Annotated in this window: 13 protein-coding genes; 6 read left to right on the top strand and 7 right to left on the bottom strand. The window is 40.5% G+C overall.

The features are described from left to right. Positions 1-175 precede the first annotated feature (175 nt). Positions 176-949 carry a class I SAM-dependent methyltransferase gene (locus LVD17_RS00900; protein ID WP_233764074.1) on the bottom strand — a complete coding sequence of 258 codons (774 nt, stop codon included), beginning with the start codon at positions 947-949 and terminating at the stop codon, positions 176-178. Positions 950-1,038: 89 nt separating this feature from the next. On the opposite strand from LVD17_RS00900, the gene LVD17_RS00895 reads away from it, so the two are divergent. Continuing rightward, complete coding sequence (locus LVD17_RS00895; protein WP_233764073.1) at positions 1,039-1,440, top strand: hypothetical protein; 402 nt, start codon at positions 1,039-1,041, stop codon at positions 1,438-1,440. A gap of 183 nt (positions 1,441-1,623) precedes the next feature. Here the strand turns inward: LVD17_RS00895 and purB are convergent, their stop codons facing one another. Next, positions 1,624-2,967, bottom strand: a complete 1,344-nt coding sequence (gene purB, locus LVD17_RS00890; RefSeq protein WP_233764072.1) for an adenylosuccinate lyase — start codon at positions 2,965-2,967, stop codon at positions 1,624-1,626. Between the two features lie 285 nt (positions 2,968-3,252). On the opposite strand from purB, the gene LVD17_RS00885 reads away from it, so the two are divergent. Both LVD17_RS00885 and LVD17_RS00880 read left to right on the top strand, forming a co-directional pair. Next, positions 3,253-4,386: a ferredoxin--NADP reductase gene (locus tag LVD17_RS00885; RefSeq protein ID WP_233764071.1), complete on the top strand. Its 1,134-nt coding sequence runs from the start codon at positions 3,253-3,255 to the stop codon at positions 4,384-4,386. A gap of 139 nt (positions 4,387-4,525) precedes the next feature. Beyond that, complete coding sequence (locus LVD17_RS00880) at positions 4,526-6,250, top strand: M3 family oligoendopeptidase (RefSeq protein WP_233764070.1); 1,725 nt, start codon at positions 4,526-4,528, stop codon at positions 6,248-6,250. Between the two features lie 96 nt (positions 6,251-6,346). On the opposite strand, the gene LVD17_RS00875 is transcribed toward LVD17_RS00880, so the two are convergent. After that, positions 6,347-6,820 (bottom strand): hypothetical protein, encoded by a 474-nt coding sequence (locus LVD17_RS00875; RefSeq protein ID WP_233764069.1) that lies wholly within the window; start codon positions 6,818-6,820, stop codon positions 6,347-6,349. A gap of 542 nt (positions 6,821-7,362) precedes the next feature. On the opposite strand from LVD17_RS00875, the gene LVD17_RS00870 reads away from it, so the two are divergent. The 3 genes from LVD17_RS00870 to LVD17_RS00860 all read left to right on the top strand — a co-directional run bounded on the left by LVD17_RS00870 (position 7,363) and on the right by LVD17_RS00860 (position 10,486). Beyond that, positions 7,363-7,671 carry a hypothetical protein gene (locus LVD17_RS00870; protein ID WP_233764068.1) on the top strand — a complete coding sequence of 103 codons (309 nt, stop codon included), beginning with the start codon at positions 7,363-7,365 and terminating at the stop codon, positions 7,669-7,671. Positions 7,672-8,178: 507 nt separating this feature from the next. Next, entirely contained in the window at positions 8,179-8,535 is a 357-nt protein-coding gene (locus LVD17_RS00865; protein WP_233764067.1) for a DUF8788 domain-containing protein, read from the top strand. A gap of 67 nt (positions 8,536-8,602) precedes the next feature. Continuing rightward, entirely contained in the window at positions 8,603-10,486 is a 1,884-nt protein-coding gene (locus LVD17_RS00860; protein WP_233764065.1) for a tetratricopeptide repeat-containing sensor histidine kinase, read from the top strand. Between the two features lie 51 nt (positions 10,487-10,537). Here LVD17_RS00860 and LVD17_RS00855 read toward each other — a convergent pair whose 3' ends face one another. The 4 genes from LVD17_RS00855 to LVD17_RS00840 form a co-directional block, all read right to left on the bottom strand. Then, the gene (locus LVD17_RS00855) at positions 10,538-10,987 is read right to left on the bottom strand and encodes a MarR family winged helix-turn-helix transcriptional regulator (protein ID WP_233764063.1); all 450 of its coding nucleotides are present in this window, start codon (positions 10,985-10,987) and stop codon (positions 10,538-10,540) included. Between the two features lie 117 nt (positions 10,988-11,104). Further along, entirely contained in the window at positions 11,105-11,683 is a 579-nt protein-coding gene (locus tag LVD17_RS00850) for a YceI family protein (RefSeq protein ID WP_233764062.1), read from the bottom strand. 688 nt (positions 11,684-12,371) lie between these two features. Then, complete coding sequence (rbp, locus tag LVD17_RS00845) at positions 12,372-12,626, bottom strand: RNA-binding regulator (RefSeq protein ID WP_233764061.1); 255 nt, start codon at positions 12,624-12,626, stop codon at positions 12,372-12,374. Between the two features lie 363 nt (positions 12,627-12,989). Further along, complete coding sequence (locus LVD17_RS00840) at positions 12,990-13,709, bottom strand: tRNA1(Val) (adenine(37)-N6)-methyltransferase (protein ID WP_233764060.1); 720 nt, start codon at positions 13,707-13,709, stop codon at positions 12,990-12,992. Positions 13,710-13,861 lie beyond the last annotated feature (152 nt).

The raw sequence follows: 13,861 nt of genomic DNA, 5'->3' as shown, positions 1-13,861 counted from the left end.
CCTTTTGTAAATAAATATGAATCAATACAAGCCTTGAAAGGGCGAAATTGAACGATTAGATCGGAAAGCATTGAGATCATTTACTCGAACCATGAGTTTGCCGATTGCCATTAACAGGTGCATGTAAAAAAAGATACGAACGCTGATCTCACCGGAACCTTGGATCAACCTCCAATTACCCTTTCTTCCTGCAAAAATAAATGATTTCATGGGCAGGCAGTGCATACTTTTTAACTGCTTCCTCACCCAATTCATAAATAAATTTGTCCTCAGTAACCTCAAAACCGGCCTTACGCAAACGATCAGGATAGTCTTTACCGTACAAACGTACATGGTCGTCCTGTCCGTACCATTTTTCCCGCTCACGAGGATCGGTGATGGTTTTATCTTCAAAAGTAACATCAGGGATAGGATTAAAGAAAGGTACCTGCATAACAGCCCATCCTCCCGGCTTCAATACCCTGTAGATCTCGCTCATGGCTTTGATGTCATCATCTACATGCTCCATAACATGATTACACATGGCAGCGTCAAAAGTGTTGGCCTCAAATGGGATTTTATGCACGTCCATTTTTACTTTAGCCAGCGGGGATTCCAGGTCTCCGGTAATGTACCCATCCTGATGCCGGGCCTCAAACTGCTTCATGAAACACTGCTCCGGGGCGATATGCAGGAAGTGAAGTCTCTCATTAAAAAAATTGGTTTTCTCCTTAAAATAAAGCCACAAAAGACGGTGCCTTTCCAGCGACAGAGAATCAGGGCATAGAGCATTTGCACGAGGATTAATCCGGCCGTAGGGAAGAAACTTTTTATAGCTCTTGTTGATTATAGGGCAGGTGACATTATTGCCACGGAGAAATATTCCTACTACTTTTAGTGCAGGGGCACTCACCCGCTGCAAATACTTACGGGGTACAAAACGTATAATGAAGCTGATCAATTTTTTCATGAAGGGGCAAATATATCAATTTTCACTAACTCTGACAGGGTTCAAAACCGGGTCAGAGTTAGTGAAAATATTTATGTTAGATTTGTAATATGAGAATTTACATATATGTAATAGCATTTATACTAACTATAGGTGTTAGCTATGGCCAGGAGGATTTGAAGTTTGGAGATACAGGCACGACCAATAAAGCACCCAAATATAAGCCCAACGCTAAAAAACATAAAAACAAGCGCATGATCCAATGGGTGAAGAGTGATGCCAAAGGATTGCTGTTGGGCAATAAATGCCTGAAAGAAGTTACTGATGACATGGGATTCATCTACGTAGTCCAACCCCGTGGACAAGCCGGAAACAGAAGCGAATTTGGCCGTTTGGCTCATAACTTCTTCGCCAAAATAGGGATCACCCTACGAAATGGGCCCTTTTGGAAATTCAAGCTGAAAAAGAAACGCAAAGAATGCCGCCGCAGTACAGGAGATTTTGTCGGGTAGCTTTCAGTTTGCAATTGTCTGATAGTCAGTGACCGGAAGCCAGCCGCCTGAGGCGGTAAATGGTGGTCAGTGACCGGTAATCAGTTTTTTAAACAAGCAGCTTAGAAGTAACCAGTAATCAGTTACAGGTAATCGGTTGTTTTTTGCCATCCTGACAATCAGAAACCAGCACCCAGTAACCAGCTACACCCCAGTATAATTAAAAGGAGAAATAACCTTAAGCTCCTCTTTTACGCTATCGCTTACATTCAAAGTGTCAATAAAGCTTTTAATGCTTTCTTCGGTAACTTTTTCATTCTTACGGGTCAGCTCTTTAAGGGCTTCATAGGGTTTTGGGTAGCCTTCGCGACGAAGAATGGTTTGGATAGCTTCGGCCACAACGGCCCAGTTTTCGGCCAGGTCTGCTTGTATTGCGTCTTTGTTGAGCTCAAGCTTTCCTAGTCCTTTTTCAAGAGACTTGAGAGCTATTAAAGTATGGGCCAGTGGCACGCTGATGTTTCTTAGTACTGTGGAGTCAGTAAGGTCGCGCTGAAGTCTGGAAATAGGTAGTTTGGCAGATAAATGTTCAAAAATGGCATTAGCCAGGCCCAGATTTCCTTCGGCATTCTCAAAATCGATGGGGTTCACCTTGTGAGGCATGGCCGATGAGCCAATTTCCCCTGCCTTTATTTTTTGTTTGAAGTAGTTAGAGGCGATATATTGCCAGATATCACGGCTAAGGTCAATAAGAATGGTGTTGATCCTTTTCAGGTTGTCGAACAAAGCCGCAAGATTGTCATAATGCTCAATCTGGGTAGTGGGATGGCTTCTCTCTAAACTGAGGTATTCTTTGACGAATTTGTTGCCGAAAGCCACCCAGTCCGTATCAGGATAAGCGATGTGGTGTGCATTGAAATTACCCGTTGCCCCGCCAAATTTCGCAGAATAAGGTACAGTTTTCAGCAACTCAAGCTGCCTGGCAATGCGGGCGTGAAAAACCATAAATTCTTTGCCCAGTCTGGTTGGCGATGCAGGCTGTCCATGGGTTTTGGCCAGCATAGGTATGTCCTTCCAGCTCTCAGCGTCTTGGGCTATTTTGGTGTGTACCTCACCCAAAAGAGGTAATACAACATTCTCCAGAGCATGCTTCAAAGAAAGGGGTATGGCCGTGTTGTTAATATCCTGGGAAGTCAGGCCGAAATGGATAAATTCCTTGTATTCACTGATATTCAGTTTGTCAAAATTCTCCTTGATGAAGTATTCAACAGCCTTTACATCATGATTAGTAGTTTTCTCTATTTCTTTGATGCTTTCCGCATCATTTTCAGAGAAATTTTCATAGATATTGCGTAGTTGGGCAAATAATCCGTGGTCAAAACCTTTGAGTTGTGGTACGTCAGCTTCACAAAGTGCGATGAAATACTCTATTTCCACAAGCACACGATAGCGGATAAGTCCGAATTCCGAAAGGTACTGAGCTAAGGGGTGAGTATGTCTTCTGTATCTACCATCAACAGGTGATAGCGCAGTTAATGCATTTAAATCCATGAAAGATAGGTTTTCTTTGAAGCGCACAAAATTAATAAAATAACTCTTTTAAGCAGTTAATAATTACGGATTTAATAAGCCCCGTTAAGGCCGTTTTTGTTAATTTTGGTTCAGGCAGAAAAGTGGCAAAAGTGCTCTGGTCTTTTTTGGTATGGCTGTGGCTCTGGCGCTTAAAAACAGTGGTTTTCAGAGTTAGGTGATAACTTGCTACCTTTGTGCCTGCAAAATTATAGAACATAAAGCGGATATAGAGCTTTTAAAATAAACAGCTAAACATTCAAATCAATGGCATTCAGCTTTTTTAAGAAAAACAAAGAAGAAAAAGAAGAGAAAAAACAGCCGCAGGGAGCAGGTAGTCACTATTATAACCTGAAGGTAAAAGAGATTGTTCAGGAAACCAAAGACGCTATAACAATCGTATTTGAGAGCCCTGAAAGCAAAATAAACTATAAATCAGGTCAATTCCTCACCCTGATAGTTCCTATGGAGGGTAAAGATGTGAGAAGAGCATATTCCCTTTGCTCATCACCTTTCGTGGATGGTGACCCGGCCGTGACAGTTAAAAGAGTGGAAGGCGGGTTGATGTCCAACTGGTTACCGGACAACCTAAAAGTGGGCGATACCATGAAGATCATGGAGCCAATGGGTGTATTTACCACGGAGTATAAAACCGATAATAAGAGGCATATTGTGATGTTTGCCGGTGGTAGTGGTATCACACCGATGATGTCCATCACCAAATCAATGCTTACCCAGGAGCCTGACAGTATCATATCATTGATCTACTGTAACAGGGATATTGATAGCATCATCTTTAAAGATAAACTCGAGCAATTACAGACCGACTACGAAGGAAGGTTCCGCGTAATCCATATCCTCGATGATGCTCCGATGAACTGGCAGGGACATTCCGGACTGTTGAACCACGATATGCTGGTGAAAATATTTGAACGTATTCCTGACTGGGGAGCAGATAAAACCACTTACCTGATGTGTGGTCCGGAAGGGATGATGAAAAATGTCGAAAACCTGCTGGAAGAGCAGAAGATTGACAAAAGCCAGGTATTCAAAGAAAGCTTTGTAGCTGGCACTATCGATAAAGAGTTGAAAAAAGAAGGTGCAGAACCTTCTGACGGAGAAATAGTTACCCGTGAAGTAACGGTGATCTATGATGGTGAAGAGCATAAATTTACCGTGGAGCCGGACTCTACCATCCTCGAAACAGCACTGGATCTGGGCATTGACCTTCCTTATTCCTGTCAAAGTGGTTTATGTACGGCTTGTAGAGGCAAGTGCATTTCCGGTAAAGTGAAACTCGATGAAGAAGAAGGTTTAAGCGAATCAGAGCTTGAAGAAGGCTATGTGCTTACCTGCGTGGGGCACCCGATCAGTGATGATGTGGTGATAGAAATAGGGTGATTAAATCACTAAATATAAAACCTAAACCTTCCGGAATAAGGCAAGTTATATAAAGGCAGGTTAAATATTGTAAGAACTTTCAGATGACTGAGCTTCCTATAGAAGTTTAGAATTATCAACGAAAAAGAAACAGCAACCTATGAAAAAGGAAATAGCATTACCGGAAAGAAAACCGAGGAAGTTTTTGCCAGAAGACTTTAAAATAGAAAACTGGGAAGGGCTTGAACCATTCTATAAAGATCTGTTGGAGCGCGATATCAATTCTGCAGAAGATCTGCGCGAATGGCTTAGGGACAGAAGCGAGCTGGAATCAATTATTTCAGAAGATGCCGGCTGGCGCTATATCTATATGACCCGCTTCACTGATAATGAAGAATATACAAAGGCATACCATCATTTTGTGCAGCAAATACAGCCTAAAATATCCCCCATCACGGATAAGCTGAATAAGAAGGCGCTTAATACACCTTTTACTGAAAAGCTGGAGCAGGAAGAAGGTTTCAATATAATGATCCGTGAATTGAGAAAAGATATTGAGATATTCAGAGAGGAGAATATTCCAATCTTTACCGAAATGCAGACAGAGACCCAGAAGTTTGGGCAGATCAATGGTGCCATGACGGTAGAAATCGATGGCAAGGAACTGACCCTGCAACAGGCTGCGGTTATCCTTCAGTCGACAGACCGGGCCAAACGCGAGGAGGTATACCACAAGATCGCCCGGCGCAGATTGCAGGATAAAGATAAGCTGAATGACCTGTATACCAAACTCATTTCCTTAAGAGACCAGGTGGCTAAGAATTCCGGTTTTGACAACTATCGCGATTACATGTTCAAAGCTATGGGGCGCTTTGATTATACCCCGCAGGACTGCTTCGATTTCCATGCATCCGTAAGGGAGGAAGTAGTGCCGATGCTTAGCCAACTGGCTCGTGAACGTAAGGAAAAACTTAACGTAGATCAACTTCGTCCCTGGGATAAAGCCGTTGATGCAGAGGGAAAAGAGGCTCTAAAACCATTTGCCTCCAGCAAAGAACTAACCTCCAAAACCATCGAATGTTTCAAGCGACTGGACCCCTTCTTGGGGCAGTGCCTTGAGATCATGGAAGAGATGGGGCACCTTGATCTGGAGTCGAGAAAAGGCAAAGCGCCGGGCGGTTACAATTACCCGCTTTCAGAAATAGGAGTGCCGTTCATTTTTATGAATGCTACGTCAACCCTTCGGGATATGATCACCATATTGCACGAAGGAGGCCATGCCGTGCACTCGTTCCTCACCAGGGACCTGGAGCTGACCGATTTTAAGCATACACCTTCCGAAGTAGCGGAATTGGCCTCAATGAGTATGGAACTCATTTCCATGGATAACTGGAATCTTTTCTTTGATAATGATGAAGATCTGAAGCGAGCCAAAAAGGAACACTTGGAGCAGATCATTGAGACGCTACCGTGGGTTGCAACCATTGATAAATTCCAGCATTGGATTTATGAAAACCCTGAGCATTCAGAGGAAGACAGGATAAAAGCCTGGAATGAAATCTTTGCCCAGTTTTCTGATGATGTTACCGACTGGTCTACTTTGGAAGAGAACCGCAACTTCCTGTGGCAAAAACAGTTGCACCTGTATGAGGTGCCTTTCTACTATATCGAGTATGGCATGGCTCAACTGGGAGCGGTAGCAGTTTGGAAAAACTACAAAGAAGATCCACGAAAAGGTCTTGAAGGATACATGAATGCCTTGAGATTAGGGTATACCCGTTCAATACCAGAGGTTTATGAAGCGGCACATATCAAGTTTGATTTTAGCCGCTCCTATATCAGGGAGTTGATGAGCTTTGTGAAGCTTGAAATGGAAAAACTTTAACGATTTACAGTTCACGGTTCTTAATTCACAGTTCTTTGTTCTACTGCATTCTTTTATAAAAGTCATGTAGTCGGCAGTGAACTAAGAACTGTGAACTTAAAAGCTACTCTTAGATTCAAAGATTACCGAATGACCATTCCTGCTTACTGTAAATGACGTTTCACTTATCTCTTCTATAGTTCCGAAAAGGATCACTTCTCCATTAAATGCCGTATTAGGATCATCCGTGGCATGTATGGCCTTGATCTTTAGTTCATTCCTATTGGTGATTTCCCATACTCCTTTAAAATCAATGAAATCGCTGCATTTAATGCCACCGTTTATTTTTCCTCCGTCAAATTTAAAATCTCCGTTAGGGTAGAAGATCCAGGAGTTGTCCCGGATAAATGCAGCATCCGGTCTGCATTCAGCTTCTACATTGAGCGGGTACTGTTCAGTTATATTCCATGATTTAACATTTCCTGCTGTTAGCATTTCCCTGTGGGCTGCATACGGCGTTTCCTCTTCACTGCAGCCTATCACGGAAAATATGCCGACAGCTGCAGATAACATATAATATATTCTATACATGAGATTAGATTCAAATGGTTGTTAAATAACTTCATCGTGTTGTTGGTCAAGGTTATCATGTAACACGTTATAAGCTTTCATTGCCCTACTTCACAACATATAAACACCTGATGCACACATTTGGTTAAGCGCTCTTAGTATTCTGCATTACAGATTGATTGGGCGGAACATAAATCCCAAGCCATTGATGTAATTTTTTCTGAAGTAATTAAGGTTTGTATTTGGTATATAAAAATCAATATAGGCACGCAATAGGGAATATTTATGTAAGGGAATCACGTATTTTGGGTTTCTATATACATAAAAAATTTTTTTGTTATGTAAGAAAGTTATAAAAATTAACTATATTCATGGGTGATAAAGGTTACTTGAGTAGTGAAATTTATCATAAATTGAGTGTAATGTTTTTGTTAAAATGTAACCAGACAGTATTCTTTTCAACCTACCGGAATCATCTTTACCTATAATACCAGATTTAACGCCTGAGCTATACTTTATAGGTAAGTGGAGAGAAAAAATTTGATTAACAGAAAATAACAAGAATGATGAAAATGACTTGGGAGGACTCGAATGGCCGGTACAATAAACTTTTTGAAAGCTTAAATGTACTGCTTGACAAAACAAAAAAAGCACTTTCCGATTATGAGCAGATCAATATGGAATTTGCTCACAAAATATACAATGAAGACCTTACGCCATTAATGGAAAAAGCCGAATGTCTGGAAGATTATGAAAAGGAGTTTAAAGTTATGCATGGCATAATGACAAAGCAAATAGAACACTTACATCAAATCAGGGATGAAGTAAAAATGATGATGATTAAGGATAGTATAAACTTTCCTCTTAACTAATATTTAAGGTGTAGGATTTGTAGTAGTCAGGCTGCGGCTTTGAGCAGTCATTTTGATCCCGGGCCTCGGTCCGGGATTTTTTGTTCATAACCGCAAATGTTTGATACGAATCAACGGGGTCTTTATTGTTTATCTTACTGAGGGGCAGTTTTGTTACATGTATTGCCCATGCTTAAATGACTATGATTGTATACATACATCGGGCCAGTAAATGTGCTTTTTGTTGTAAATTGCTGTGATTCAATTATTTATTGTAATTTGTTTGAATTTCTTATTCTCAGTTACGCTCTGCTGCGAATATTTGAAAATAATTGTTGATAAGTCTTGCAGGTTTTTGTTTTATATGAACTGTTAATTTTTTAAACTTGAATAGTGCTTTTATTATGATCAAAAATCATGATACTAGAATGATTACTAACTCAATGGAGTAGATATGATACTCTGTCAAAACTCTTCAAAAAACCATTTTAACCTTTATATTTTAACCATAACTAACACTAATTAACTATGGCAACCGAAACTATTTTTATTAGTAAACAAACCAGCGGTACCGGTCTTTACCTATCTGATAATGAAGGACATTCCGGCGATAACACAATAACCACTACCGTTTCACCAGGTGATACAGTGGTCTGGCAACTTGTAAATGACGGTGGTATTGATGAAATTGTTAATATTTATCCTAAAGTAGGCAGTCAGGATATTTTTAGTAGTGACCCTGCAAAGCAAGGAGATGGTTCATGGAAAGGAACAGTTAGCAGTTCAGCATCAGGAAATGAATCTTATAACATTGCTTACAAAATTAATGGCGTAGAGTATGTTGATGATCCTGAGCTCGAGGTTCAAGATGATGATGGTGAATAATTTCACACTTTTATTAATTCGTTATTGGGCCTATATTTTAATTATAGGCCTGTTTTTTAAAATTAATATGATTTCAGCGCAAGACCAGCATAAGGCAGACAGTCTTATTAACCTGATGAATAACGGTAAAATCATGCCTGACTCTACAAAATTTGAAGTTCTTAGAGGAATTTTTATTAATCAGACAGACCCTGATTTAAAGTTGCACTATGCTTACAAAGCATATAAAATGGCTGTTGAAGCTGACAATCTGCTTTGGTTATATAAAAGCACATTAAATATTGGCCACGCTCATAAGAAAAAAGGAGATCTTCAAAAGGCTTTAGATGCACTATTAAAATCTCTGGAATTTGCAGGGGAAATGAAGGACGGTGGACGTGAGGCTATTGCATATAGTGCTATAGGAAGCGTGTACAGGGTTCAGGGGAATTTTACCTTATCTTTAAAGTATTACAATTTGGCTATAATTAAGCTGAGAGAGAAAAAGGACTATAGAAACCTGGCCAAAAGCTTAATGAACACCGGAGAACTATACAGAGTCAACCATCAAATGGATTCGGCATTGATATATTTTACGGAAGCCGGTGAACTTTTTGATAAAATTAATTACAGAATTGGAAAAGCTTACAATCTGGGTAACATTGGCCTTATCTATGCAGAACAAGGAAAAAATGCTCTTGCTGAACAAAATATCAATGAAGCGGTCAGAATACTGAAAGAACTGGGAGATATTTATGCCATATCGGTTTACGATACCTATATGGCAGATATATACAAAGATAAAGGGGATTATATAAGAGCGCTGGAATATGCCAACCGAAGTCATATGGAGGCTGTAAAGGGTGGGCTTAAAGAGCAGATAAGAGATGCCTCTCTTAAACTTTCAGAGCTCTATAGTGATCTTAAAGACTATGAAAGAGCTTTCGGTTTTCAAAGTCAATATATAGTCTACCGAGATAGCATCAATAATGAAGCAACGATTCGTAAAATGGCCGATCTGAGGACGGAGTTTGAGGTGTCTCAGAAGCAGGCAGAGGTCGATCTGCTGAATGAACAAAAGCGTAACCAACAAATTATTGGCATCGGACTTACCATTGTAATTTTATTGGTAGGAGCTTTAGCCTTTATGTTTTACAAAAATAGTAAACAGAGACAGCACACAAACCAGATACTTAGCGAACAGAAAGAGGAGATTGAAGCCCAAAGGGATCAACTGGACGAGCTTAACCAATCAAAAGATAAGTTCTTTTCCATTATTTCCCATGACCTGCGTGGGCCGGTGCATGCTTTTAAGGGGATGTCACGGCTTATCAAAATGTACATCGACCAGAATTGCATAGATGAGCTGGCTGAACTTAATCAGCATTTTGATAAATCAGTTGATCAACTGTCAACATTGCTGGACGATTTGCTGGATTGGGCGGTTTCGCAGCAAGGTAAGGTGCCCTACAGTCCGGAGGAGGTTAGTCTTCACGATCTTTCCGAAGATATTATGGGGCTGTTTCATAATATGGCTCAGGCTAAGAAAATTAATTTAACTACCAGTATACCTGAAGATATTCAGCTCTGGGTCGATAGTAACAGTTTGAGGACAATACTGAGGAACCTGGTAAACAATGCATTGAAATTCACCGAAGAAGGCGGTTCAGTAACATTGTTTGCTGGAAAAGATGGAGACATGGCGGCACTGCACGTGGCAGATACGGGAAGAGGTATCCCCCAGGTCCAATTGGAAAGCCTTTTCAAATTAGGAGGACATAAGAGGTCATGGGGAACAGAGGGAGAAAAAGGGCTCGGTCTGGGATTACAGCTGGTTTATTCTTTCTCTGAAATGAATGGTGGTAGTATTACTGTCGAAAGTGAAGAAGGTGTGGGAACCACTTTTACCATACACATGCCTTTGTTTCAACCAACACCTATTCCTGATGCAATGGCTCCAAGCCCCGCTTAGACTATGTTGTTTAGTTTTGGACGCTTCTTTTTAGGTCTCAGACATATATGGCTAGTCCCTGATCCTATCCAACAACTCATTCAGAAGCCCTGCATCTTTTTCTGACAAATTGCCCATTTCATGATCGAGTTTGTCAACTGCGATATCCATTTTTTTAAGCAACGTCAGGCCTTCATCGGTGATCATAACATCCACAAGGCGGCGGTCGTTAGGGCAGGTTTCCTTGCTCACCCAACCTTTCAAAGTAAGACGATCTACTATTCTTGAAACGTCAGAATTTCTGTCCAGCATGCGTTCTTTGATGCCACATGTGGATATGGATTTAGGGTGTTGACCGCGCAAAATGCGGAGCACATTGTATTGTTGATTGGTAATGCCGAAAGGCTTAAAAAACTCTTTATGTTTATTAACCAGCCACCCGGATGTGAAAATCAGGTTTAACGTGGCCTTCTGTTTCTCACTTTTGAATTTCTTCTGCTGTATTTCTTCTTCAAATTTCATTTCTAAGGGGTTCATCTCCAGCGGTCTATAAGTGAAACAGACAATGTGGACCTGAGATACCCAAGTCCATATTTTGTTTGTTGAAAAGCTGGAGGGTCTTTTTAACCCTCCAAGATACTAACCTTTTTTCTGTAACTCAACATTACAGATGATATTGACTTCATCGCCAACCACTGCACCGCCTGCTTCAGTTAATGCTCCCCATTTCAAACCATACTCCTGACGATTTACAGTACCGTTTATTTTAAATCCTGATTTGATGTTTCCCCATGGATCTTTAACGGTTCCATTATATTTAACATCAAAAGTCACCTTCTTGGTTACACCTCTCATGGTGAAGTCTCCCACTAACTGGTACTTTGAACCTGATTTTTTGATTTTTCCGTCAAATTTGATTTCAGGATATTTTTCCGCATTGAAAAAATCTTCTCCCTTCAAATGCTCATCCCTTTTTTGATTGTCGGTATCAATAGAGGCAACCTTTGCTGTAAATACAACTGCTGCTCCGTCAAAATCTTCTTTGCTGCTAGTCACTGTAGCATCAAATTCTTTGAAATTTCCTTCCGTTTCAGAAATTACCATATGGCTTACAGTAAAGCCGATGTTTGAATGTGCTGCATCAATTCCCCAATTAGTTTGGGCAAATGACATACCAGCAGCTAGTACTAAGGCTGATAAAAGACTTACTTTTTTCATGATTTTAATTTTTAGTGATTTCAATTTGTTGATGCAAATATAAACGATGTTAAAACAATAATGTTTAAACATTGAAATATTTTTTTTATAATATTTTCAACTTACCTGTTCCTGTGTCCAGTCGTCTGATGGGTTTACTTATATCAGGAAGGCTATGGATCAGCCTGTATTTATCTACTCAGCTACTCATCAGATGACTGAAGATGCATGAATTTAAAGGGAGTGACCATGTCTGGCGTGAAATGTGAATCGCAAAAAACACCGCTCATCTTTCTGATTGGGGTAAATTGGTTTAGAACAGCAGTTTACAGTACCAAGCAGCGGCTTTACTAAACTTCCAAAAGTTGGTAAAGCAGAACTATTCAGCGGTACTGACAAAGGTAGTATCTTCAAACATCAGTTATAATGTTTCTGCGCACATGCTCTTACCCGGCAAGGTATGTAGGTTAGCGCTGGCGGAATGCCCTCTCCGACGCTAGGAGGGGACTTTGACCCTGCGGCTTTTTGGTACAAAAGCAGTTCACACTTGCAAGAAATGCACTTAATCATAGGTAGGTTGTGGCCATCTGATGAATTGCTTAAATCAGTAATGATATCTAATATCACAGGCGCGACATCTACAAAGTTCAATAAAAAACCACCTCAAAATAATTTAAGGTGGTTTTGTAACACTGACATTTATTATCGATTAATAACTTTCAGTCTTCGGTCTCGCTTCTTTAACAACGATAGTTCGTCCGTCAAATTCTGTTTCGTTGAGTGACTGGATGGCCTCTCTGGCTGCATCATCGTCAGGCATTTCAACAAATCCAAAACCTTTAGATCGTTGTGTTTCTCTGTCAAAAATAACTTTGGCAGAAGTGACTTCACCAAATGCTTCAAATTGTCTTTGGAGTTCTTCGCTGGTGGTTCGGTAGTTTAGCTTTGCTACAAAAATGTTCATTGGAAATAATAATTAATTAAAAACACGATGTTTGAGTGTCAGGAAGTAGCAGAGGCTAAAGTGGCCCTCGCTATATCAATGAGGCCCAAATATCGTTATAAAGATAGTAGAACTCATCGATTAATGCTAATGATAGGGTTATTGTTTATTTTTAGGTAACATTCAAATGGTTTTAATTGTAATTAACTGAAATACAATTAATTATTTAATTAATGTTCCTTTTTTAGAAGTCGTGTGGCCTGTCATCTTCAAATTTTTATTAGAAACCGCTGCGTTCAGTTGCCTTATATTGTCCAGTGACAACAGTGTTTTTTTTATCTCGGATTAAAAGACTGTATATGGTGGCAGTCGGCCCTTTACCTGTCATAGCTTAATATGAAAATCCCTTGTCAGGTTTTTATAATCATCGGTCCATTCACCATGCTCATCGTACTGAACCAGCCGGTCTTCTTTGTAAGCAGTATTTTTTCTGGAGAATTCGATCAGGTGGCGTTCAGCGTGCTTGCGGGCTTTAGGAAAAAAGATAGTTTTACGGCCCGGCCATAATTTGCTGCCCGCAGCTGTACTAATAAATTGCTCACTCTCAGTGACTGGCAGGATAACACAAAACCTGCCGTGGTTTGAAAGTAGTTTTGCAGTAGCCAGCACAAGATCCCGTTGAGATAGCTGACTGGTATGCCTGGCCTGGTGCCTGCCGGCAGCTGGTGAGGGTGTACCCGCATTGAAGAATGGCGGATTGGAGACTATAAGGTCGTAGGTAGCCGATGTGTCACTGCTGAAGTTTTGAATACTCTCATGAAGCACCTTTACCCTGTCTGCCCAGGGACTACGGCTTACATTGCCTGATGCCTCTATTGCAGATTCCTTATCAATTTCAATGGAATCAATAACAGCACTAGGATTCCGCTGGGCTAACATCAGGGCAATTAATCCGGTACCGGTGCCAATGTCCAGAATCCTTGCTGAGCCTGCAATGTTGGCCCAGGCTCCTAACAGCACTCCATCAGTCCCTACCTTCATAGCACTGAACTCCTGTCTGATACTAAACTGCTTGAAATCGAATTGTCCCTTTCTTCTTTTCACATTACAAATATAAAAAGCTGCCTCTAACTATGGTGATGTAATTAAAAACAACAAATCCTGCCATTGCTACTTCAGTTAAACTTTGATGTTTGAGGTAACTTAATCGGTTGTGTTATGTAGCGGGCTGGTAAAAAGTCAGTTAAATACACCCT

The sequence above is a fragment of the Fulvivirga ulvae genome (assembly GCF_021389975.1).
Lineage (GTDB): Bacteria > Bacteroidota > Bacteroidia > Cytophagales > Cyclobacteriaceae > Fulvivirga > Fulvivirga ulvae.
Note: the sequence above shows the minus strand (reverse complement) of the source record. Positions and strands in the feature narration are given on the sequence as shown.

Coding starts and splice junctions, on each gene's coding strand:
- LVD17_RS00900 (WP_233764074.1), bottom strand. CDS start 949: ATGAAAAAATTGATCAGCTTCATTATACGTTTTGTACCCCGTAAGTAT.
- LVD17_RS00895 (WP_233764073.1), top strand. CDS start 1,039: ATGAGAATTTACATATATGTAATAGCATTTATACTAACTATAGGTGTT.
- purB (WP_233764072.1), bottom strand. CDS start 2,967: ATGGATTTAAATGCATTAACTGCGCTATCACCTGTTGATGGTAGATAC.
- LVD17_RS00885 (WP_233764071.1), top strand. CDS start 3,253: ATGGCATTCAGCTTTTTTAAGAAAAACAAAGAAGAAAAAGAAGAGAAA.
- LVD17_RS00880 (WP_233764070.1), top strand. CDS start 4,526: ATGAAAAAGGAAATAGCATTACCGGAAAGAAAACCGAGGAAGTTTTTG.
- LVD17_RS00875 (WP_233764069.1), bottom strand. CDS start 6,820: ATGTATAGAATATATTATATGTTATCTGCAGCTGTCGGCATATTTTCC.
- LVD17_RS00870 (WP_233764068.1), top strand. CDS start 7,363: ATGATGAAAATGACTTGGGAGGACTCGAATGGCCGGTACAATAAACTT.
- LVD17_RS00865 (WP_233764067.1), top strand. CDS start 8,179: ATGGCAACCGAAACTATTTTTATTAGTAAACAAACCAGCGGTACCGGT.
- LVD17_RS00860 (WP_233764065.1), top strand. CDS start 8,603: ATGATTTCAGCGCAAGACCAGCATAAGGCAGACAGTCTTATTAACCTG.
- LVD17_RS00855 (WP_233764063.1), bottom strand. CDS start 10,987: ATGAAATTTGAAGAAGAAATACAGCAGAAGAAATTCAAAAGTGAGAAA.
- LVD17_RS00850 (WP_233764062.1), bottom strand. CDS start 11,683: ATGAAAAAAGTAAGTCTTTTATCAGCCTTAGTACTAGCTGCTGGTATG.
- rbp (WP_233764061.1), bottom strand. CDS start 12,626: ATGAACATTTTTGTAGCAAAGCTAAACTACCGAACCACCAGCGAAGAA.